The organism is Chromobacterium sp. HL1, from assembly GCF_057418835.1.
In genome coordinates this window covers 3,906,890-3,926,818 of record NZ_CP162399.1, presented here as the reverse complement: position 1 = coordinate 3,926,818, position 19,929 = coordinate 3,906,890, and the positions used below count along the sequence as shown (strand labels likewise).

The window sequence follows — 19,929 nt, the reverse complement described above, 5'->3', positions numbered from 1 at the left end:
CAGGGCCTTTGCGCCGAAAGTCGGCCAAGCGACCGGTTCATTCGTTTCAATGTAGAACAGTTGCCGCGCCGTTTCAGGGCGGATTCGGCGCGTCCTCCGCCGCCGCGCCCGATTCCCGGACCAGAAAATAGGCGATTTGCTGTTGCAGGCGCGCAGCCTGTTTGTGCACTTCGGCGGCGGTGGCGGCCAGGGCTTCGCTGTTGGCGGTGTTGCGCTGGGACACGTCGCCCAGGTGTTCCATCGAGCCGTTGACCTGGGCGATGCCGCGCGCTTCTTCCCGGCTGGCGGTGCTGATGCCGCCCACCAACTCCGCGGTGGCCGCGCTGCGCTCCAGAATGCCGGACAGCGCGCGCGCGGCCAGACGCGCTTCATGGCGGCTGCGCCGGGCCAGTTCGCCGATTTCCCGGGCGGCGTTCTGGCTGCGTTCCGCCAGTTTGCGCACGTCGTCGGCCACCACGGCGAAGCCGCGGCCGTGCGGGCCGGCGGTGGCGGCTTCGATGGCGGCGTTGAGGGCCAGCAAATTGGTCTGGTAGGCGATGTCCTCGACGATTTCTATGCGCCCGGCGATCTGCTCCAGCGCGCTTTCCGCGGTCTGCACCGCTTGCTTGCCGTCCGCTACCTGGCGCGCGGCGTCGTGCGCGGCAGCGTTGGTCAGTTCCGCCTGCGCCAGATTGCTTTGGCTGACTTCGTGCATTTGGGCGCAGGAGTGGGCGGTGGCGCCGACGCTGAGCGCGGCGGCCCAGCTGTTTTGCGCCAGCGCCTCGGCGGTGGCCCGGATTTCCTGGGCGCTGTCGGCCAGTTGGTCGGCGCTGCGGCGCACGTCCAGGATGATGTCGCTCAGGTGGCGGCTGCAGTAGCCCAGGGTGGCGTGCACGCTGCGGCGCGTTCCGAAGGGCGGCCTGTCGCCGCGGGATAGCCGGCCGGCGGCCATCTCGCGCATGCGCTGGGCCAGCGCGTCGGGCTCGGCGCCCAGAATGCGCCACAGATTGCGGTGGATGGCCCAGGCCAGCGCCAGGCCGGCCAGCGCGCTGCCGCCGGCCAGCGCTAGCAGCAGCGTTTTCAGTTCGCGGCCGCGGCGCTCCGCTTGCAGGGCGGCTTGCTGGCGCAAGGCGTGCGCTTGTTCGCGCACTTGCCGCAGCGGGGCGAGCAGCGCCGGCGCGGCCTGGTCCAGCGCTTTGCGGGCTTCGTACTTCTGATTGGCGGCGGCCTGGCGCACGCCCTGGTCCAGCATGGGGAAGGCCAGGCCGCGCTGGGCTTGCAGCTGCCGCATCGAGCGTTGCAGCGCGTCCTTGCCCGGCGCCTGCTGCCGTTCGATGGCGTCGGCCAGTTTCCGCTCCAACTCCAGATAGCGGCCGCGGGCGGCCAGATAGCGCTCCCGCCAGGCCTGGATGTCGCGACGGCTGGAGACGATGATCAGCGAGCGGTAGTCGATGCGCATTTCCTGGATCTGGACGTGCATGCGGTCGCTGAGCCGGGCGTGGCGGCCATAGACTTGGGTGATTTCTTCCAACTGGGTATGGAATTGCTCAAGGCCGTAGAGCCCGGCGGCGATCAGGGCCAGCAGCAGGATCAGCAGCGCGCCGAAGCCCAGTTTCAGTTGCCGGGAGACGGACAGGGGGCTTCGGCCGGGCGCGGGGACGAAGTGGGCCGGCATCGCCGCTCAGGCCTTTTCCGTCTGGGTTTCCGCGGCGGCGTCCTGTTGGCCCAGGCTGGAGATCAAGGCCATTTCATCGACCGACAGCACTTTGTTGACGTTGAGCAGCACGATGAAATGGCCGTCCAGCTTGGCCATGCCGGCGATGAAGTCGACGCGTATCTTGCTGCCGAACTGAGGCGGCGGTTCGATGTCGGCGTCGGGGATGGCCAGCACCTCATGCACCGCGTCCACCAGAATGCCGATCAGCTGCAATTGTTCTTCGCCCTCCACTTCGATGATGACGACGCAGGTGCGGCGATTGATTTCGGTTTCGCCGCGGGCGAAGCGCAGCGACAGGTCTATCACCGGCACCACCGAGCCGCGCAAATTCATCACGCCGCGGATGAAGGCCGGCATCAGCGGCACGTGGGTAGGTTTCAGGTATTCCAGGATTTCGCGTATCGCCAGGATGCCGATGGCGAAGACGTCGCCGCCCAACTGGAAAGTCAGGTATTGGCGGGCGTCGGCCTGCGGTTCGGCGGAGGCGGCGTTGTCGTGCTTGCGCTGCAGATGGAGCGGTTTCATGGCGCTGTCCGGTTAGAAACGGATGAAGTCGGACTCTTCCGCCAGCGGCGGGTGCAGCGGCTTGTGCGGCAACAGGGGCTCGCGCCGCGCGCGCGGCGCCGGGTGGAAGGACTCGGCGGCGCCCAGCTTGAAGTAGCCCATCAACTCGTGCAGGTGCTCGGCCTGATCGTTCATTTCCTCGGCGGTGGAAGCCAGCTCTTCGCTGGCGGACGCGTTTTGCTGCGTGGTCAGGCTCAGTTGCTGGATGGCGGAGTTGATCTGGCTGACGCCGCTGGCCTGTTCATTGGAGGCGGCGGCGATCTCCTGCACCAGGTCGGCGGTGCGGCTGCTGGAGCGGACGATTTCCTCCAGGAACTGGCCGGCCTGCTCGGCCAGCTTGACGCTGCTGCCGGCCACGCCGCTGATTTCCTGGGCGGCGATCTGGCTGCGCTCGGCCAGCTTGCGCACCTCGGCCGCCACCACGGCGAAGCCCTTGCCGTGTTCGCCGGCGCGCGCGGCTTCGATGGCGGCGTTGAGCGCCAGCAGATTGGTCTGATAGGCGATGTCGTCGACGATGCCGATCTTGTCGGCGATCTGGCGCATCGCCTCCACGGTGCGGCGCACCGCCTCGCCGCCTTCGGCCGCCTCGCGCGAGGCCTTGGTGGCGATGCTCTCGGTGACGCGGGCGTTGTCGTTGGTCTGGCTGATGGAGGAGGACATTTCCTCCACCGATGCCGAGGTTTCTTCGATGCCGGCCGCCTGCTCGCTGGCGGCCTGGGACAGCGCCTGCGAGGTGGAGTTGATCTGTTGAGCGGCGCTGGACAGCGCCTCGGAGCCGCTCTTGACCTCGGCGATGATGTTGCGCATCCGTTCAATGGTGACGGCGATGGCGGCGCACAAGCTGCTTTGGTCGCCCGGACGCAGCCGGATTTCCGCGTCCAGATTGCCGTCGGCCACCTGGCGCATCACCTCGGACACATAGTGCGGTTCTCCGCCCAGGGTGCGCAGCAGGTTGCGGGTAATCATGGTGGCCAGACCGGCGCTGATCACGGCGGCCAGCAAGGACAGCGCGATCATCACCCAGTGCGCCTGCTGATAGCTGGTGTCGGCCTGATTGGCCAGTTGGTCGTTGAGCTTGTCCTCCAGGTCCGCCAGCGAGGTCAGTTGCTGGTTGAAGGCGATCATCTGCGGCGCGATCTCGCCTTGCATCATCTTTTTGGCTTCGTCCTGACGCCCTTGGTTGGCCAGGTCCACCGCCTTGTCCACCATTGAGAGTGTGGCCGGCCGCATGTTCTGAATGCGGCTCATCTGCTCCAGCTCCTGCGGGGTGTTGTTGTCGGCCTGCCGGAAGACTTCGGCCAGTTTCTTTTCCCTGTCCATATAGATGATTTTGGCCGCCTGATAGGCTTGCAGCGCGTTGTTGATGTCGGCGGGCCCCTCGGCCAGCATCACATTGCGGTAGGCGATGCGGATGTCCTGGTTGTCGCTGATCAATTGGCGCGCCAGCCGGCTTTCCACATTGTTGACCTGGGTGATGTTGCGCAGCGCGATATTGCTGATTTCCAGCCCGTACAGCGCCGCGCTGACGCAGATCAGCATCAGCGCGATGATCAGGCCGAAGCCCAGACCGAGTTTCTGCGCGATGGACATGCCGTGTTTGTATTGGCTCATTGGGCGCTCCTATCCGTTTTCGCCGCGGTGTTTGTGGTGCCAGCTTCCCATTCCCGGGCGGGAAGCAGCGCGTACCGCTCCGCCTCTTTTTGGGTGGCATGGTGGATCAGGGCGGGCACGTCGAGAATCAAGGCGACTTCGCCGGTGCCCAGAATGGTGGAGCCGCTGATGGCTTTGAGGTGGCGAAACAGATTGCCCAGCGGTTTGATCACGGTCTGGAATTCGCCCAGCAGCGCGTCCACCACCAGGCCGGCCTTGCGCTCGCCGTAGTGCACCACCACCACGTTGCGGCGTTTGGCCGCGACGGCGGGGAGATCCAGAAAGCCGTCCAGGCGCAGCAAGGGCAGCAGTTCGCCGCGCAGGTTCAGGCAGTCGTGGACGCTGTCCTTGTCCAGCGTGGCGGGCAGCTCTATGCATTCGATCACCGCTTCCAGCGGCACCACGAAGGTGGCGGCGGCGACTTCCACGAGGAAGCCGTCGATGATGGCCAGGGTCAGCGGCAGCCGGATGCGGAAGGTGGTGCCTAAGCCCAGTTCGGATTCGATGTCTATGGTGCCGCGCAGCTGCTCTATGCTTTTCCTCACCACGTCCATGCCCACGCCGCGGCCGGAGATGTTGGTGACCTGGTCCGCGGTGGAGAAGCCGGCCTCGAAGATCAGGCGGAATACGTCCTGCTCCGGCAGCGCCATGTCGGCGGGCAGCAGGCCGCGTTCCATCGCCTTGGCCAGGATGCGCTCTTGATTGAGGCCGCCGCCGTCGTCGGCCACTTCGATCACGATGCTGCCGGATTCATGGTAGGCGTTGAGCCAGACATGGCCTTCGGCCGGCTTGCCGCCGGCCAGCCGGCGCTCGGTGGTTTCTATGCCGTGGTCGATGGCGTTGCGCACGATGTGCATCAGCGGATCGCCCAGCTTTTCCACCATGGATTTGTCCAGCTCGGTCTCCGCGCCGGAAATGTGCAGCTGGATGTCCTTGCCCAGTTCGCGCGAGACGTCGCGCGCCACGCGCGGGAAGCGGTTGAAGATTTCGCCTATCTGTATCATGCGCATGGACAGCGTGCCGGCGCGTATCTGTTCGATCAGATTGGCGATGGTCTGGGTGGACTCCACCAGCGCGCTTTGCTGCGAGCGGCGCGCCACCAGATTGGCGGCGGCGCCGGCGATCACCAGTTCGCCGATCAGATTGATCAGGCTGTCCAGTTTGCCGGCCTCCACCTTGATGAATTTGCTTTCTGCCGGTTTGCCGCTTTTGGCGTCGCCGGCGGTTTTGGCGGCGGCGCGCGCGGTGGGCACTTCCGGCGCGGCGTCGGCGGGGGCATCGGACGCGGCGTCGACGGCGAGCGGCTCGTCCGGCGCGAACTCCACGATTTCCACCGGCGGCGCCGTCTCCTCTGCTTCGGCGAACGTCGCCTCCGGCTCGGCGGCGTCGGCTGCGGGTTCCAGGCCAAAGCGCAGCCATACCGCGCGGACCGCGTCGGCTTCCTCCCGCGGCGCGCTGGCCAGGGCCTGAGTCTGCTGCCGCGAGCTGGGCGGCCACGGCCAGATATGGACCTCGCTGTCTTCGCGCGCGAACTCGAAAACGTCCAGCAGCGTCTGCTGCGCCTCCTGGCTGCGGTACAGCGCCTCCAGGCGCAGATAATTGGTTTCCGGATTGAAGTCGTCGCCGCTTGGCAGCTGGGTGGCGACGGCCTCGATCCGGTCGATCTCGCCTATGGTGGCGAGATAGCGGATAAAGGACGACGGGTCCATGCCGTTGCGCAGCATGTCCGGACCGAAGCGCAGCGACAGCAGCCATTGCTCCGGCAGCGGCGCGGCGGGCTCGGGCTGCGGCTCGGACGGCGCTTCCGTTTGCTCCATCCCGGCCGGCGCCTCCTGGGCGGCCGCGCCGCCGGCGGCGCGGCTGTAGGCGACCAGCTCGTCCAGCAGCTCGGTGCCGGCGAAACGTTCCAGGCTGTCCTTGGCCGCCAGCGCGGTCAGCATTTCCTTGACGTGGTCGTGGCAGCGCAGCAGCAGGCCGGTCAGCATATCGTCCAGCCGCAGCGCGCCGTCGCGCAGCAGGTCCAGCACGTTTTCCACTTCATGGGTGAAGCCGACGACGACGTCCAGGCCGAACAGCCCGGCCGAGCCCTTGATGGTGTGCATGGAGCGGAACAGGGCGTTCAACTGTTCCGTGGTGGTGGAGTCGGCTTCCGCGTCCAGCAGAATGCTTTCCATCTCCCCCAGCAGATCGTTGGATTCTTCGAAGAAGGTTTGCAGCGCCAGTTCAAGATCCATGCGCGACCTCCTCCAAAGAGAGCTGGCCTTGCAGGCCCACCAGGCGGATGAAGTCCAGCGAGGCCGGGCTGGGGGCGATGAAGCGCAACGCGACGTCCTTGCGCAGGCTTTCCCGGCGCAGCCACAGCAAGACCTGGGCGATGGCGCAGTCCAGCTCTCCGACGCAGGACAGGTCCAGTTCGATGGCGGCGTGGCCGGCGAGGGCGGCGTGGAGCTGCTGATGCAGTTCCGCCGCCTGGTAAATGGTTTGTTCTCCGCTGAGCGTCAGTTGGAAAACGGCGGCGGCCGGCGCGGCGGGCGCGCTGTCTTTGGCGTCTGGTTTTTTGCGGGCGCGCGGCATGTCGGGCTCCCGATCAGGGCAGGATCAATTTGGAAACGGCGGTCAACAGCACCGGCGGCTGGAAGGGTTTGACCACCCAGGCCTTGGCCCCGGCGGCCTTGCCTTCCTGCTTCTTTTCCTCGGAGGATTCCGTGGTCAGCATGATGACCGGAGTGAATTTGTAATTGGGATGGACCTTGATATTGCGCAGCAGCGCGATGCCGTCCATCAACGGCATGTTCACATCGGAGACGATCAAATGGACTTTGCGTCCGTCCAGCACGTCAAGGGCTTCCTGGCCGTTGGCGGCCTCCAGCACCTCATAGCCCGCGCCGGCGAGCGTCATGCGAACCACCTGCCGCAGGCTGGCCGAGTCATCGACGATGAGTATGGTCTTGGCCATCTGGAACATTCCCCGGATCAAAAGAAAGTGATGTTGTTTTGCTTATTGCCCGATTCCGCTTGGTCGCTGCTGTGCAGGACGCGCTGCTCATGGGTGGTATAGCTGTTTTTCAAGGCGTCCAGCCAGGCGGCGGTGTCCGGCGGCGTCGGCCGACGCTCGGTGTCCACCAGCGCCTGGCTGAAGACGCTCTCCAGCCGGCGCATATCGTTCTGCACCCCGCTGAGGATTTGGTCGACCCGGTCCTGGAATTGCAGCTGCACCAGGATGTCTTCCAGCGCTTGCTGCAAGGATTGGGATTGGACGGCCTCGTCGTCCGGCGCGGCTTCTTCCGCCGGCGCGGAGGCGTCGGCGGCGTTCAGCGGCGCGTGCGGCCGCAGCGGCTCGTGCGCCATCTGCGCCAGGCTGTCCATGGCCTTGTCGATCTGGTTCTGCAGCCGGGACAGCTGTTCCAGCGTGTCGCTGCCCAATTGCTCCATGCTTTGCTCGCCGTCCAGCTGGTGGCCGCTGACCAGGCTGCGCACCAGGTTCTGCAGGGTGTTGGCCGATTGGCCCAGGGTGTGCAGGTGGATGGCGAGATCGGTCTGTTGCCGGGTGGCGTTCTGCAATAGCTGCAGCATGTGCTTGAGCCGGCTCTCCGCCTGGGCCAGCGCCGCCTGGTCGGTGTGTTCGCCCGGCTTGGGCACCGCGCCGCCCACTTGGCGCAGTATGCCGTCGAAGCGCAAGGTCAGCCGGTTGGCGGCGTCGTCCATCTGCTCCTTGCCCAAGGAGATGTGGCCGGCCCACAAGGGCAGCAAGGCGCAGACGTGGCTGGCGAAGCCCTGCCAGTATTCGTCCGGAGTCGGGGCCGGCTCCGCGGCGGCGGCCGGCGCCGGCCAGAACAGGACCAGCGCCAGCGCGGCGCAGCTGAGCGCCAGTCCGGCCCAGAGCAGCGAATGCCCCCAGAACAGCCAGCACAGGACGCCGCCATTGATGGCCAGGCCCAGCAATAGGCGGTTTCTTGGCGTCAGAGGCGGGAGCTGGGCCATGTCGATCAACCGGGATAGGAAAAAGTCATACCTTTTTTGTAGTTGTTGGTTTTTTCTTATGCAAACGGACGGCGCGGCCACGGGGTTCGCCGACGCCATGAAAAAAGCCTCCGTGTAGGAGGCTTGGGGGATGTTGGCAGCGGCGGCTTAGCCGGGAAACAGCAGCGGATTGACCCCGCTGCGAGCGAAGCCATGCTGCTCCAGTTGCTGGTCCAGCGCCAGCGTGGCCAGATCGTCGGCCGCCGGCTCGGCGCCCAGATCCTTGTCCAGCGCCAGGATCTTCAGATAGCTGCCGCAGTCGCCGCAGCTTTCGCCGCGCACCGCGGCCTGCTGGCTGTCGCCTTGCTCCAGCGACCAGTAGCCGATGTCGCGGGTCGCCTCGCAATTGCTGCACTTGGCGCGCACCAGATGCCATTCGCTCTCGCACAGGCTGCAATGCAGATAGCGCAGGCCGGACTCGTTGCCGAGGCGCACCACGCTGGCCACCGGCGGCATCGCGCACACCGGGCACAGGTGGCGGGCGTCGTCGGGTTCTGCCACCGCCGTCACCTGCAGTTGCGCGGCCAACTGGCTGAAGTAGACCGACAGCGCCGCCCACAGCAAGGGCGCGCGCGCCGAGCCGACGGCGGCGAAGTCGCCGTCCAGCAGCGCGCGGGCGGCGCTTTCCAGCGCGGCGTCGTCCGTCTGTTCCAGCTCGCGCGCCACCAGGCCGGCGGGGCCGGGCAGGGCGGCGAGCTCCGCGCACAGCGCGCGCAGCAGATCGCGCCAGACCGGATCGCGCGGCCAGGCGGCGGCGCCCAGCGGCGGCAGGCCGTGTTCGGCGCAATGATGGAAGTAATCGCCGCGCGGCGGCAGCGTCACCGGCTGTTCGCGCACCAGGCGGTGCTGAGCCGCGGCGATGCGGGCGGCGAAGGCCAGATAGGCCGCCATCGGGTGGCCGTCGGCCAGCGCCGTCAGGCGCCGGCTGCGGGCCAGATAGCGTTCGGCGGGCTGGGGCAGCAATAAGGGCGGGATCTCTCCCGCCGCGGTTTGCAGCCGGCCAGCCTCGTCCAGGGGGACGATGCGTATGCTCATGGCTTGTTCTTGTCTCCGGTCATTTCACGGTACCAGCGCGGATGATGCTTCTTGGCCCAGGCATGGGTGACCACGCCTTCCACCATCGCCCGTATCGTGCCGCGCACCCAGATGGCGGCGTAGACGTGGACGATGATGCCGGCGATCAGGATCAGCGCGCTCCAGGCGTGCAGGAGCAGGGCCACGCGGATCACCGGGATGGGGAAGTACATCGCGAAGTACGGCCGCCACATGATGAAGCCGGTGCACACCAGCACCAGCATGCAGCCGGTCATCAGCCAGAACATGCCTTTCTGGCCGCCGTTGTACTTGCCGATGTCGCCGACTTCGTGGCCGGACAGCACCGACTTCACCGCCATCATCCACTTCACGTCTTCCTTGTCCAGGAAGTTGTGATGCCAGTAGCGCAGGAATTGGCGCGCGAAGCCGACGAACATCAGCACCCCGACGAAGGGGTGGATGATGCGCGCCAGCTGCGGCGTGCCGAACACGCCGGTCAGCCAGAAGAAGGCCGGGTAGAAGAAGGCCAGGCCGGAAATCGCCAACAGCACGAAGCACACCGCCACGATCCAGTGGTTGACGCGTTCCGCCGCGCTGTAGCGCTTGATCAGCTTTTCCTTGCTCATGCCTTTTCCTCCTCTTCCTCTTCCGCCTTATTGGGGCCGACGCCGATGTAGTGGAAGAAGCCGAACAAGACCGAAGCCGCCAGGCCGATGGTGGACAGCGGCTTGAGGATGCCCTTCCACAGGCTGACCACCGGGCTGATCTTGGGATCCTTGGCCAGGCCGGAATACAGCTCCGGCTTGTCGGCGTGGTGCAGCACGTACATCACGTGGGTGCCGCCCACGCCTTCCGGATCGTACAGCCCGGCGTTGGCGTAGCCGCGGGTCTTCAGCTCTTCCACCCGGTCATGGGCGTAGGCCTGCATATCGGACTTGGTGCCGAAGCGAATGGCTCCGGTGGGACAGGTCTTCACGCAGGCCGGCTCCTGGCCCACCATCACCCGGTCGGAACACAAGGTGCATTTATACGCCTTGTTGTCCTTCTGGTTGATGCGCGGCACGTTGAACGGACAGCCGGAGATGCAATAGCCGCAGCCTATGCAGTGCTCGGACTGGAAGTCCACGATGCCGTTGGCGTACTGGATGATGGCCCCCGGCGACGGACAGGCCTTCAGACAGCCCGGGTCGGCGCAGTGCATGCAGCCGTCCTTGCGGATCAGCCACTCCAGCTTGCCGCTTTCCTCCACCTCGCTGTAGCGCATCACCGTCCAGCTGTGGGCGGTGAGATCGGCCGGGTTGTCGTAGACGCCGACGTTGCTGCCCACTTCGTCGCGGATGTCGTTCCACTCCGAGCAGGCCACCTGACAGGCCTTGCAGCCGATGCAGGTGGACACGTCGATCAGCTTGGCCACCTCGGCCTTGTAATCGCGCACCACCGGCGGCTGGGTGGGGCTGGCGGAGCGGCGCAGGATATCTTGCGATTGCAGTGATGACATGGTCGCTCCTTATACTTTCTCGACGTTGACCAGGAAGGACTTGAATTCCGGCGTCTGGGTGTTGGCGTCGCCTACAAACGGCGTCAGCGTGTTGGCGCTGAAGCCTTTCTTGGCCACCCCTTCATAACCCCAGTGAATCGGAATCCCGACCTGGTGCACCGTCTTGCCGCCCGACTGCAGCGCGCGGATGCGCTTGGTCACCACCGCCTTGGCCTTGATATAGCCGCGCTTGGACGACACTTTCACCGTGTCGCCGTGGGCGATGCCTTTCTCCTTGGCCAGCGCCTCGCCGATTTCCACGAACTGCTCCGGCTGGGCGATCGCGTTCAGCCGCGCGTGCTTGGTCCAGCCGTGGAAGTGCTCGGTCAGCCGGTAAGTGGTGGCCGCGTACGGGAAGGCGTCGTGCTTGCCCATCTGCTCGCGGTCCGCCGGGAACACCCGCGCCGCCGGATTGGACACCACCTTGGGATGCAGCGGGTTGGTGCCCAGCGGCGTTTCGAACGGCTCGTAGTGCTCGGGGAAGGGGCCTTCGGCCATCTTGTCGAGAGCGAACAGCCGCCCCAGGCCCTCGGCCTGCATGATGAAGGGGCCCATGGCGCTGCCGGGCGGCTCGTCGGCCTTGAAGTCCGGCACGTCGATGCCTGTCCATTTTTCGCCGTTCCACTTGATCAGCGTCCGCTTCTTGTCCCAGGGCGTGCCGTCCGGCTTACAGGAAGCGCGGTTGTACAGCACGCGGCGGTTGGCCGGCCACGCCCAGGCCCAGCCCAGGGTATTGCCCAGCCCGGACGGATCGCTGTTGTCGCGGCGCGCCATCTGATTGCCGGCCTGGGTCCAGCTGCCGGCGAAGATCCAACAGCCGGAAGCGGTGCTGCCGTCGGCCTGCATCAGGGCGAAGCCGGACAACTGCTCGCCTTTCTTGGCCAGGAACTGCCCCGGGTTCTTGGGATCCGGGATGTCCGCCAGCGCCTTGCCGTTGAGCTCCTTGGCCAGTTCCTCCGGCTTGGGCTCGTGCGGATCGCCGTAAGCCCAGGACAGGCTCATGATGGCCTCGGCGTTCTTGCCGCCGTTCTTGGCGTACTGCGCCTTCAGACGAGTGAAGATGCCGGCCAGGATTTCCGCGTCGGTGATGGCTTCGCCCGGCGCGTCCGCGCCTTTCCAGTGCCATTGCAGCCAGCGTCCGGAATTGACCACCGCGCCGTCTTCCTCGGCGAAACAGGTGGTGGGCAGGCGGAACACCTCGGTCTGGATCTCCGCGGTCTTCACATCGTTCTGCTCGCCGTGGTTTTTCCAGAAAGTGGAGGTGTCGGTGGCCAGCGGGTCCATGATCACCAGATATTTCAGCTTGGAAAGCGAGGCCACCACCTTGTTCTTGTCCGGGAAGGCCAGGATGGGGTTGAAGCCTTGGCAGAAATAGCCGTTGATCTTGCCCTGATGCATCAGCTCGAAGTACTGCAGCACGTCGTAGCTCTTGTCCCACTTGGGCAGCCAGTCGTAGCCCCACTGGTTGTCGGCGGTGGCCTTGTCGCCCCACATCGCCTTCATCAGCGAAACGAAGAACTTGGGATAGTTCTGCCAGTAGTTCATCTGCCCGTCGGCCAGCGGCTTGCTGGTGTACTTGCTCAGATAGGACTCCAGCGTGGGCTCCTTCTCCGAGGGCATGTTCAGATAACCCGGCAAGCTGGTGGACAGCAGGCCGATATCGGTCAGACCCTGGATGTTGGAGTGGCCGCGCAGCGCGTTGACCCCGCCGCCGGCCATGCCCATATTGCCCAGCAGCAGCTGGATCATCGCCATGGTGCGGATGTTCTGCGAGCCGATGGAGTGCTGCGTCCAGCCCAGCGCGTACAGGAAGGAGGTGGTCTTGTCGTGGGCGCCGGTTTCCGCCAGGTATTCGCAGACCTTGAGGAAGGCGTCCTTGGGCGTGCCGCAGAGGGTTTCCACCATTTCCGGCGTGTAACGGGCCACGTGCTCGCGCATCAGATTGATCACGCAGCGCGGGTCGGACAGGCTGTCGTCGCGCTTGGCCATGCCCTTGTCGTCCAGCTGGTAGGTCCAGGTGGATTTGTCGTAGCTGTGCTTGTCGGCGTTGTAGCCGGAGAACAGGCCGTCGTCGAACTTGAAGTCCGGGTTCACCAAGAGCGCGGCATTGGTGTAGGCCAGCGTGTATTCCTTATTGTACTTGCCGGTTTGCAGCAGGTAGCGGATCACGCCGGACAGGAACGCAATGTCCGTGCCGGTGCGGATGGGGGCGTAATAATCCGCCACCGAGGCCGTGCGGGTGAAGCGCGGATCGATGACGATCAGTTTCGCCTTGTTGCGGGTCTTGGCCTCAATCGCCCAGCGGAAACCCACCGGGTGCGCCTCGGCCGCATTGCCGCCCATGACGACGATGAGGTTGGCGTTCTTGATGTCGACCCAATGGTTTGTCATGGCACCGCGACCAAATGTTGGGGCAAGACTTGCCACCGTTGGTCCGTGTCATACACGCGCCTGGTTGTCGACCGCCAGCAGCCCCAGGCTGCGGGTGAATTTGTGGGTCAGCCAGCCGGCCTCGTTGCTGGACGCGGAAGCGGCCAGGAAACCCGTGGTCAGCCAGCGGTTGACGGTGACGCCGTCCGCGTTCTTCTCGACGAAGTTGGCGTCGCGGTCGCGCTTCATATGGGCGGCGATGCGCTCGAAGGCCTCGTCCCAGCTGATGCGTTTGTATTCGTTGGAGCCCGCTTCGCGCACTTCCGGGTAGCGCAGGCGGTTGGGGCTGTGGATGAAGTCGATCAGGCCGGCGCCCTTGGGACAGAGCGCGCCGCGATTGACCGGATGGTCCGGATCGCCTTCAATGTGGAAAATATCGGCTTTGGCGTTCTTGGCGCCGTCGCCCAGGCTGTACATCAAGATGCCACAGCCCACCGAACAGTATGGACAGGTATTCCGGGTTTCCGTCGCGCGCAGCAATTTATAGCTGCGGGTGTCGGCCAGCGCGGTCTCGGGCATGAAGCCCAGGGTCGCGATGGTGGTGCCTGCCATGCCGCCGGCGCAGAGCTTGAAAAACTGCCGTCTGCTGACTTGCATGGGTTTGTCTCCTTGGGGTTGAACTGGGCGCGTCCCTGACCCACCAAGGACGCGTTGCTCACTCACAGCGGAAAATCTATTATCGCCCTAGGTATCAATTAGTACAAACTATTGCAGTGAATGGCAGGCCACATTTTATGAAAAAAACCGAAGCGCTGGAGCAGGCGGCGCTTGAGCTCGGCATTGTCGATTGCCGTCACGGCGGCGCCCAGGCCAGGCAGGACTGGGTGGCGGTGGAAACCCCGGTGGCGCTGGTGTACAACGGCCTCTCCCACGTGGTGATGATGGCCAGCCCGCGGGAGCTGGAAGACTTTGCGCTGGGCTTCAGCCTGGCCGAAGGCATCGTCTCCCATCCGGGCGAGATCTACGGCATCGACATCGTTCCGGGCGAACGCGGCGTGGAAGCGCGCATCGATCTGGCCTCGGCCCGCTTCATGGCCTTGAAGGAGCGCCGCCGCCAGCTGGCCGGCCGCACCGGCTGCGGCCTGTGCGGCGTGGAACAGCTGGCCGAAATCCACCGGCCGCTGCCGCCGCTGCCGCAGACCCAAAGCTTCAGCCTGGACGCGCTGGCGCGCGCCTTGCCGGTGCTGCAGCAGGCGCAAAGCCTGTCCCAGGCCACCGCCTGCGCCCACGCCGCCGGCTGGGTGACGCCGCAGGGCGAACTTCTGCACCTTAGCGAGGATGTGGGTCGCCACGTGGCGCTGGACAAGCTGATCGGCGCGCGCGCGCGCCAGGGCTGGCGGGACGGCGCGGCCATCGTCACCAGCCGCGCCAGCTATGAAATGGCGCAGAAGGCCGCCGCCGCCGGCATCGAGATCCTGATCGCGCTGTCCGCGCCCACCTCGCTGGCGGTGGAGATGGCCGCGCGCTACGGCCTGACCCTGATCGGCTTCGCCGGCCACGGCCGCGCCAATCTGTACAGCTGCCCCGAACGTTTGCGCATGTAATCCAACAGAAATATTCTGCCAGTAAACGGCATGGCAGCCGTGGATTGATGCCGGCAAGCGTCGCAGCGTCGGCAGCTTGCGCCGCGCAGTGCCGGCTGGGGCTGGCCGCGGGTTTTGCGTTGCAGCATCCGCGGAGAATTCCGCCTTGCAATTCTGGCCAGGATAGGGTCAGAATCGAAGCTCGACATTTCAACCCTTTCGAATATAAGAAACAAGCATGGCACTCATCGTACAAAAGTACGGCGGCACTTCGGTTGGAACCACCGAACGGATCAAGAACGTTGCCCGCCGTGTCGCCAAGTGGAAGTCGCAGGGACATGATGTCGTGGTGGTGGTGTCCGCCATGAGCGGCGAAACCAACCGCCTCATCGCCCTGGCAAAGGAGATTCAGGACTATCCGGACCCGCGCGAGCTGGACGTGGTGATATCCACCGGCGAGCAAGTCACCATCGGCCTGCTGGCCATGGCGCTGAAGGAAATCGGCGTGCCGGCCAAGAGCTACTGCGGCTGGCAGGTGAAGCTGGTCACCGACAACGCCCACACCAAGGCCCGCATCCAGGAGATAGACGACGCCGCGATGCGCTCCGACCTCAATGAAGGCCGCGTCGTCATCGTCGCCGGCTTCCAGGGCGTGGACGAGGACGGCGACATCACCACGCTGGGCCGCGGCGGCTCGGACACCTCCGCCGTGGCGCTGGCCGCCGCGCTGAAGGCCGACGAATGCCAGATCTACACTGATGTGGACGGCGTTTACACCACCGATCCGCGCGTGGTGCCGGAAGCGCGCCGCCTGAAGACCGTCACGTTCGAGGAAATGATCGAAATGGCGTCGCTGGGCTCCAAGGTGCTGCAGATCCGCTCGGTGGAGTTCGCCGGCAAGTACAAGGTTCGTTTGCGCGTGCTCTCCAGCTTCGAAGACGAAGGCGAAGGCACCCTGATTACGTATGAGGAAGATGAAAGCATGGAAAAGGCCGTTGTCGCAGGCATCGCATTTGACCGTAACGAAGCGCGCATCAACGTCAAGGGCGTGCCGGACAAGCCTGGCATCGCCTACCAGATTCTGGGGCCGATCGCCGATGCCAATATCGAAGTGGACATGATCATCCAGAACGTGGGCGAAAACGGCGCGACCGATTTCTCCTTCACCGTGCCGCGCGGCGAATTCCAGCGCGCGCTGACCATCCTGCGCGAAGTGCAGACCCATATCGGCGCCGCCAAGATCGACGCCGACGACAAGGTGGCCAAGATCTCCATCGTGGGCGTGGGCATGCGTTCGCACTGCGGCATCGCCTCCACCATGTTCCGCACCCTGGCGGAAGAGGGCATCAATATCCAGATGATCTCCACCTCGGAAATCAAGGTGTCGGTGCTGTTGGACGAGAAGTATCTGGAGCTGGCGGTTCGCGTTTTGCATAAAGTTTTCGGGCTGGACCAGCCGGCGTAAATAATTTCGGATACACGCTTGACAGGGGGCGCAGCGCTAATTAATATGGCGCTCTCTGAACGGAGAAATGGCCGAGTGGTCGAAGGCACTTCCCTGCTAAGGAAGCATACGGGCTTAAACCTGTATCGAGGGTTCGAATCCCTCTTTCTCCGCCAGTTCGCATTAAGCCCTTGATTGGAAACAGTCGAGGGCTTTTTTGCGTCCTAGCGGTCCGAACCTCATCGTTAGATTCCTGAAACGGATCAACAAGACCAAGAGCTTCCTAAGAAGCGTAACCGTCTCTGCGAAAACGCGATCAATCCATTTGACCGAGATAAAACATAGTCGAGACACGCCCTCGATCGGTTTGCGCGGCAATGCCCGATTGCCTCTGTGTATTGGGGAAAAGGGGTGTCTTCCATCGGCTGGAGGATGGAGGCGGATGAATTCGATTGATGGCCGGAAGCAGGTGGGTGGTCCGCTCCGGCCATTTTGTCGCTTGCTCACGCTGCTATTCAAACCGTCAAGGGAGCTGAATAGTTGCCTCTGTTTCATTCACCGCCACTTCCTGCCCGGTAGCGTAATGGCGCTAGAGCAGACGCCCGATCCGCTAATCCGCCAGCGACGCGCTGCCCGGTGCGCTGGTCTTCTTTCGCCATGGCTCGGATGGCTTGAGCAGGTAGTTGGCGTATACGTAGCGCCAGGGCACGACTGCATAGAAGACGATCAGCAAGGGAATCCAGCCCAGATTGGCTTCGGTAAAGGGTTCTATGCGCCCGCTGCGCCACTGGGGAATGGCTACCAACACCACCCACAGGGTTTTCCAGATCATTTCCCATAGCAGCACCGGGAGCAATTGCAGCGGGTAGCGCACGCCAAATAGGGTTAACAGCCAAAAGGCCAAGAGCATGTGGTCCACCACGGTTCTAGTGGGAACCGCCGGGGTATGGGGACTCAAGATATTAGGCAGCAGGGAGACTCCAAATCCGACGGCGATAAACAGATACAGGCCTCTCAAGCAGTTCAGGCGAAATAGTGAAATGTCTTGCATTTTATCTTTCTCCATGAAAATGACCCATTTGGGCGAGTGGATACAGCTTGCTTCGGACGCCGTTCGATTTGGCGGGCGCTTGCTACTGGCGCTACTGGCCCGCCAGATGGAACTGGCCAAGGCCCGGCGCGTAAACAGATGGCTTAAGCTTTATTTGGGGACGGCTTGGTCTTCCTTAGCGCTGGCCGCATAGTCCAGCAAATCGCCCGGCTGACATTGCAAGGCTTCACAAATTGCTTCCAAGGTCGAGAACCTGATGGCGCGGGCTTTTCCGGTTTTGAGGATGGAAAGATTCGCCAGGGTGATGTCTACACGGTCCGCAAGCTCGCTCAAAGTCATTCTTCGCTCATGCAACAGGTCATCGAGCTTTACCAGAATAGCCATGGCTTATACGGTTCCTTCCAAATCGATACGCATTTTCGTTCCTGCATCAAATACTCGCGCCAGAATAAACAGCAGCAATACGGATAGCCATCCATCGACCGAAGGGCTCCACCCAATGTCCAACGGGTAGATCATGGATACGCTTGCGCAAACCGCGCCGACGGCAAGGTTGAGAATTTGTATGGCGAGCAGCGCCCAAGGAATGGCTTGCAGCCGGGCGGCGTTGGCCGGAATGAAGGGGTCGCCATCGCGTACCGTTGTCACCATCGCCAGCAAGCGCGCCAAGACAAGATTCGCCAGCGGCACGCCAGCGAGCCCGATCAGCATGATCAGGCGCATGCCTGTCATTAGCGCGGGCGGAGCCTCCGGTCGCGCGCCCAGCGCGGTTTGCAGCCATTGCGGCGCGATAAAGCTGGCAAGCAAAAGTGCCCCAATTCCCATGCCCAGTATGAAGTTCAGGCTGAGCAGGGCGCGCAAGACCAGGCGGGTCGTAGACAAAAGGTTTGGACGGCTAGGCATCATTTCCTCCTCCTGGATTTATTGTTAAACGATAAATAGGACATTGGTATTCCGCAAGAAATTTATCGTTGTCGATAATCTTGCTTGAGCTTGTCGCAACAAGGGAACAGTAAGGAGGGAACGGCTCCGGTCTAGGTCGCTGCGGTGACCGGTCGAACGGGGGCCAACTTGCTCAATGACCGGGTACTGCCTTTCTTTGCCGAACAGGGCATGGGGATCATCCGCATCCCGCAGGCGCCGCTTCTGCAGTCTGGCCAATTTGGCCATGCGTTCATTTTCTCCCTGGGTGAACGGAGTGAACCGCCATCAAAAGCCGCTGAAAGCCTTTCATTAACAAGGCCATCAGCTGGATTCGATTGAGGGGTTAAAGCTCATGAAACTTGTACCTTGGTTGGACGTTTGAATCAGCCGAAAACATCCAAATGAATACTTTTGGTCTAGCTTGCCAGGGCACTTCGTCGAGCAGCGAGTAGCCGCCGCTATCCCCATACCTGCCATCGCCATCGGTGAACCGGAAGGATGCCCACACGCCATACCCAAAATGAACCGTACAAATGAGAATCGGCGGGTAGCGCTTGCTATAGGCCGGGCGGGGAAAATTGCGAGTTTTGTTGAGTCAGGCATGGCTTTGCGAAAATTTTCTCTATTTTGCGGGTTTGGAAAAATTTCAGAGCAAGCTGTTGACAAGGTCCAGCAAAGGACACATACTGTGCGCCTCTTGATCGACAGCACAGCAAGCGCTGCTGCTAGAAAATTCAAGGGTTTGGTTGTTTGAGAGCGGGCATTTTCACGAATCCCTCTTTCTAGGCCAATCAGCGCACCCGTAGCTCAGTTGGATAGAGTATCTGGCTACGAACCAGAGGGTCGGGCGTTCGAATCGCTCCGGGTGCGCCACTTGCTGTCCCTATAGTTTAGCGGTTAGAACACCGCCCTTTCACGGCGGTAGCCGGGGTTCGATTCCCCGTGGGGACGCCAAATTTAGAAAAACCCATCGCGCAAGCGGTGGGTTTTTTGCATTTCTAATGCTGTTTATCCGGCAGTGAACCCCATCGGCACCATCACCACACGGGACCGCTGTTTCTAAGCGGCCCATCCGGCAGAAGCACGGCGCGCGGCTAGCTTTTGGCGGGCCGTGTAAAACACTGCTCCACCACCTGTTCGCCCCAGCGCGCTCCTGGGCGCTCCTCGCTCAAGACAAAGCCGAAGGCCTCGTACAAATGCCGTGCCGCCAGCAAGCCCTGGAAGGTCCACAGCCGGACGGCGAGGCGCTGCTGATCGCAAAACGCCATCGCCTGTTCCATCATGCGGCGGCCAAGACCGCTGCCGCGCGCCTCCTCGTCCAGAATGAACCAGCGCAGCTGCGCCTGCCCCGGCGCGTCCGGCTCCGCCGCAATCACCAATGAACCGATGATGCGGCCGTCGCGCAAGGCCAGCCACAGCTGATTGCCGGGCTGGCTCAGGCGGCCGAGGAAATCGGCCAGGCCGGTGGCCACCTGCCGTTCGAAAAAAGCGCCGAAACCGGCGTGGGCGTGGTAATAGCGCGCATGCATGGCGACAATGCTGCCCAGCGCGCCGCAACGGTAACCGGTTTCAACGGCGATGGGCGCGGCGGTCGGCGGCGTGTGCTCGGCGTGCCTGGCTTCCAGCGCCGCCGCATAGCAATTCAGGCCTTGTTCCACCTGCCGCTGCTGCTCCGCCGACAGGTGGACGAGGGCGCCGCCCACCTGGCCGCGTCCGTAGTCCTGCAACTGCGCGAACAGCTGTTGGCCGGACGGGCTCAAGGCCAGCAGCTTGGTCCGGCCGTCGCTGGGGCAGGGCTGCTCCAGCAGCTCGCCGCCCTGCGTCAGTTTGCGCACCAGCCGGCTCACCGTGGATTTTTCCAGCTGCAGCTTGTCCGTCAACTGGCTGGCGGACAAGCTGCCGGCCAGGCCGATCTCCACCACCGCATGCACGGCGGAAGCGGAGTGCCGGCTCATGGCCAGGGTGCTGCGCATGAAACCCAGCTCGCGCACGATGCGCCGCGAGGCGGAGCGGATCTGGTCGATGACAAGCTGCTGCGGCTGTGTAGGGTTCATG

The 19,929-nt window shown here is 63.7% G+C and carries 17 protein-coding genes and 3 tRNA genes; 5 read left to right on the top strand and 15 right to left on the bottom strand.

Annotated features, from left to right (window positions below; genetic code table 11):
• Positions 1-73: 73 nt before the first annotated feature.
• The 11 genes from AB1Z25_RS17875 to fdnG form a co-directional block, all read right to left on the bottom strand.
• Positions 74-1,654 (bottom strand): methyl-accepting chemotaxis protein, encoded by a 1,581-nt coding sequence (locus AB1Z25_RS17875; RefSeq protein ID WP_486635820.1) that lies wholly within the window; start codon positions 1,652-1,654, stop codon positions 74-76.
• A 6-nt stretch (positions 1,655-1,660) separates the two neighbouring features.
• On the bottom strand, positions 1,661-2,221 hold the full coding sequence (locus AB1Z25_RS17870) for a chemotaxis protein CheW (protein ID WP_107800494.1): 561 nt from the start codon (positions 2,219-2,221) through the stop codon (positions 1,661-1,663).
• Between the two features lie 12 nt (positions 2,222-2,233).
• Positions 2,234-3,871 carry a methyl-accepting chemotaxis protein gene (locus AB1Z25_RS17865; protein WP_486635819.1) on the bottom strand — a complete coding sequence of 546 codons (1,638 nt, stop codon included), beginning with the start codon at positions 3,869-3,871 and terminating at the stop codon, positions 2,234-2,236.
• Positions 3,868-6,144, bottom strand: a complete 2,277-nt coding sequence (locus tag AB1Z25_RS17860; protein ID WP_486635818.1) for a chemotaxis protein CheA — start codon at positions 6,142-6,144, stop codon at positions 3,868-3,870. Before AB1Z25_RS17860 ends, AB1Z25_RS17865 begins: the two co-directional genes overlap by 4 nt.
• On the bottom strand, positions 6,134-6,484 hold the full coding sequence (locus AB1Z25_RS17855; RefSeq protein ID WP_107800491.1) for an STAS domain-containing protein: 351 nt from the start codon (positions 6,482-6,484) through the stop codon (positions 6,134-6,136). Before AB1Z25_RS17855 ends, AB1Z25_RS17860 begins: the two co-directional genes overlap by 11 nt.
• Before the next feature lie 13 nt (positions 6,485-6,497).
• Entirely contained in the window at positions 6,498-6,866 is a 369-nt protein-coding gene (locus tag AB1Z25_RS17850; protein ID WP_048409685.1) for a response regulator, read from the bottom strand.
• Positions 6,867-6,883: 17 nt separating this feature from the next.
• Positions 6,884-7,891, bottom strand: a complete 1,008-nt coding sequence (locus AB1Z25_RS17845; protein WP_486635817.1) for a hypothetical protein — start codon at positions 7,889-7,891, stop codon at positions 6,884-6,886.
• A 147-nt stretch (positions 7,892-8,038) separates the two neighbouring features.
• The gene (gene fdhE / locus AB1Z25_RS17840; protein WP_486635816.1) at positions 8,039-8,965 is read right to left on the bottom strand and encodes a formate dehydrogenase accessory protein FdhE; all 927 of its coding nucleotides are present in this window, start codon (positions 8,963-8,965) and stop codon (positions 8,039-8,041) included.
• Entirely contained in the window at positions 8,962-9,591 is a 630-nt protein-coding gene (locus AB1Z25_RS17835) for a formate dehydrogenase subunit gamma (protein ID WP_107800488.1), read from the bottom strand. The genes fdhE and AB1Z25_RS17835 overlap by 4 nt, the downstream gene beginning before the upstream one ends.
• Positions 9,588-10,463 (bottom strand): formate dehydrogenase subunit beta, encoded by an 876-nt coding sequence (fdxH, locus tag AB1Z25_RS17830; protein WP_107800487.1) that lies wholly within the window; start codon positions 10,461-10,463, stop codon positions 9,588-9,590. Before fdxH ends, AB1Z25_RS17835 begins: the two co-directional genes overlap by 4 nt.
• A 9-nt stretch (positions 10,464-10,472) precedes the next feature.
• On the bottom strand, positions 10,473-13,529 hold the full coding sequence (gene fdnG, locus AB1Z25_RS17825; protein ID WP_486635815.1) for a formate dehydrogenase-N subunit alpha: 3,057 nt from the start codon (positions 13,527-13,529) through the stop codon (positions 10,473-10,475).
• A gap of 137 nt (positions 13,530-13,666) precedes the next feature.
• Between fdnG and fdhD the strand changes: the two genes are divergently transcribed.
• The 3 genes from fdhD (at position 13,667) to AB1Z25_RS17810 (ending at position 16,075) form a co-directional block, all read left to right on the top strand.
• The gene (gene fdhD, locus AB1Z25_RS17820; protein WP_486635814.1) at positions 13,667-14,476 is read left to right on the top strand and encodes a formate dehydrogenase accessory sulfurtransferase FdhD; all 810 of its coding nucleotides are present in this window, start codon (positions 13,667-13,669) and stop codon (positions 14,474-14,476) included.
• 217 nt (positions 14,477-14,693) lie between these two features.
• A complete protein-coding gene (locus AB1Z25_RS17815; RefSeq protein WP_227104858.1) occupies positions 14,694-15,920 on the top strand; it encodes an aspartate kinase in 1,227 nt (408 codons plus the stop codon).
• Between the two features lie 61 nt (positions 15,921-15,981).
• Positions 15,982-16,075: transfer RNA gene (locus AB1Z25_RS17810), tRNA-Ser, on the top strand.
• Between the two features lie 434 nt (positions 16,076-16,509).
• On the opposite strand, the gene AB1Z25_RS17805 is transcribed toward AB1Z25_RS17810, so the two are convergent.
• The 3 genes from AB1Z25_RS17805 to AB1Z25_RS17795 all read right to left on the bottom strand — a co-directional run bounded on the left by AB1Z25_RS17805 (position 16,510) and on the right by AB1Z25_RS17795 (position 17,856).
• Entirely contained in the window at positions 16,510-16,809 is a 300-nt protein-coding gene (locus tag AB1Z25_RS17805) for a hypothetical protein (protein ID WP_486635813.1), read from the bottom strand.
• A gap of 291 nt (positions 16,810-17,100) precedes the next feature.
• Positions 17,101-17,334 (bottom strand): helix-turn-helix domain-containing protein, encoded by a 234-nt coding sequence (locus AB1Z25_RS17800; RefSeq protein ID WP_235086820.1) that lies wholly within the window; start codon positions 17,332-17,334, stop codon positions 17,101-17,103.
• 3 nt (positions 17,335-17,337) lie between these two features.
• Positions 17,338-17,856, bottom strand: coding sequence for a DUF2975 domain-containing protein (locus AB1Z25_RS17795; RefSeq protein WP_486635812.1), 519 nt, complete (start codon positions 17,854-17,856; stop codon positions 17,338-17,340).
• An 814-nt stretch (positions 17,857-18,670) separates the two neighbouring features.
• Between AB1Z25_RS17795 and AB1Z25_RS17790 the strand changes: the two genes are divergently transcribed.
• Positions 18,671-18,747, top strand: a tRNA-Arg gene (locus tag AB1Z25_RS17790).
• 6 nt (positions 18,748-18,753) lie between these two features.
• A tRNA-Glu gene (locus tag AB1Z25_RS17785) sits at positions 18,754-18,828 on the top strand.
• Between the two features lie 140 nt (positions 18,829-18,968).
• On the opposite strand, the gene AB1Z25_RS17780 is transcribed toward AB1Z25_RS17785, so the two are convergent.
• A complete protein-coding gene (locus tag AB1Z25_RS17780; RefSeq protein WP_486635811.1) occupies positions 18,969-19,928 on the bottom strand; it encodes a bifunctional helix-turn-helix transcriptional regulator/GNAT family N-acetyltransferase in 960 nt (319 codons plus the stop codon).
• Position 19,929 lies beyond the last annotated feature (1 nt).

Bases quoted from the DNA above. Each gene is read 5' to 3' on its own strand.
- AB1Z25_RS17875 (WP_486635820.1), bottom strand. From the start codon at position 1,654: ATGCCGGCCCACTTCGTCCCCGCGCCCGGCCGAAGCCCCCTGTCCGTC.
- fdhE (WP_486635816.1), bottom strand. From the start codon at position 8,965: ATGAGCATACGCATCGTCCCCCTGGACGAGGCTGGCCGGCTGCAAACC.
- AB1Z25_RS17795 (WP_486635812.1), bottom strand. From the start codon at position 17,856: ATGATGCCTAGCCGTCCAAACCTTTTGTCTACGACCCGCCTGGTCTTG.
- AB1Z25_RS17865 (WP_486635819.1), bottom strand. From the start codon at position 3,871: ATGAGCCAATACAAACACGGCATGTCCATCGCGCAGAAACTCGGTCTG.
- fdhD (WP_486635814.1), top strand. From the start codon at position 13,667: ATGAAAAAAACCGAAGCGCTGGAGCAGGCGGCGCTTGAGCTCGGCATT.
- AB1Z25_RS17855 (WP_107800491.1), bottom strand. From the start codon at position 6,484: ATGCCGCGCGCCCGCAAAAAACCAGACGCCAAAGACAGCGCGCCCGCC.
- AB1Z25_RS17845 (WP_486635817.1), bottom strand. From the start codon at position 7,891: ATGGCCCAGCTCCCGCCTCTGACGCCAAGAAACCGCCTATTGCTGGGC.
- AB1Z25_RS17815 (WP_227104858.1), top strand. From the start codon at position 14,694: ATGGCACTCATCGTACAAAAGTACGGCGGCACTTCGGTTGGAACCACC.
- AB1Z25_RS17780 (WP_486635811.1), bottom strand. From the start codon at position 19,928: ATGAACCCTACACAGCCGCAGCAGCTTGTCATCGACCAGATCCGCTCC.
- AB1Z25_RS17850 (WP_048409685.1), bottom strand. From the start codon at position 6,866: ATGGCCAAGACCATACTCATCGTCGATGACTCGGCCAGCCTGCGGCAG.
- AB1Z25_RS17800 (WP_235086820.1), bottom strand. From the start codon at position 17,334: ATGGCTATTCTGGTAAAGCTCGATGACCTGTTGCATGAGCGAAGAATG.
- AB1Z25_RS17870 (WP_107800494.1), bottom strand. From the start codon at position 2,221: ATGAAACCGCTCCATCTGCAGCGCAAGCACGACAACGCCGCCTCCGCC.
- fdxH (WP_107800487.1), bottom strand. From the start codon at position 10,463: ATGTCATCACTGCAATCGCAAGATATCCTGCGCCGCTCCGCCAGCCCC.
- AB1Z25_RS17860 (WP_486635818.1), bottom strand. From the start codon at position 6,144: ATGGATCTTGAACTGGCGCTGCAAACCTTCTTCGAAGAATCCAACGAT.
- AB1Z25_RS17805 (WP_486635813.1), bottom strand. From the start codon at position 16,809: ATGCTCTTGGCCTTTTGGCTGTTAACCCTATTTGGCGTGCGCTACCCG.
- AB1Z25_RS17835 (WP_107800488.1), bottom strand. From the start codon at position 9,591: ATGAGCAAGGAAAAGCTGATCAAGCGCTACAGCGCGGCGGAACGCGTC.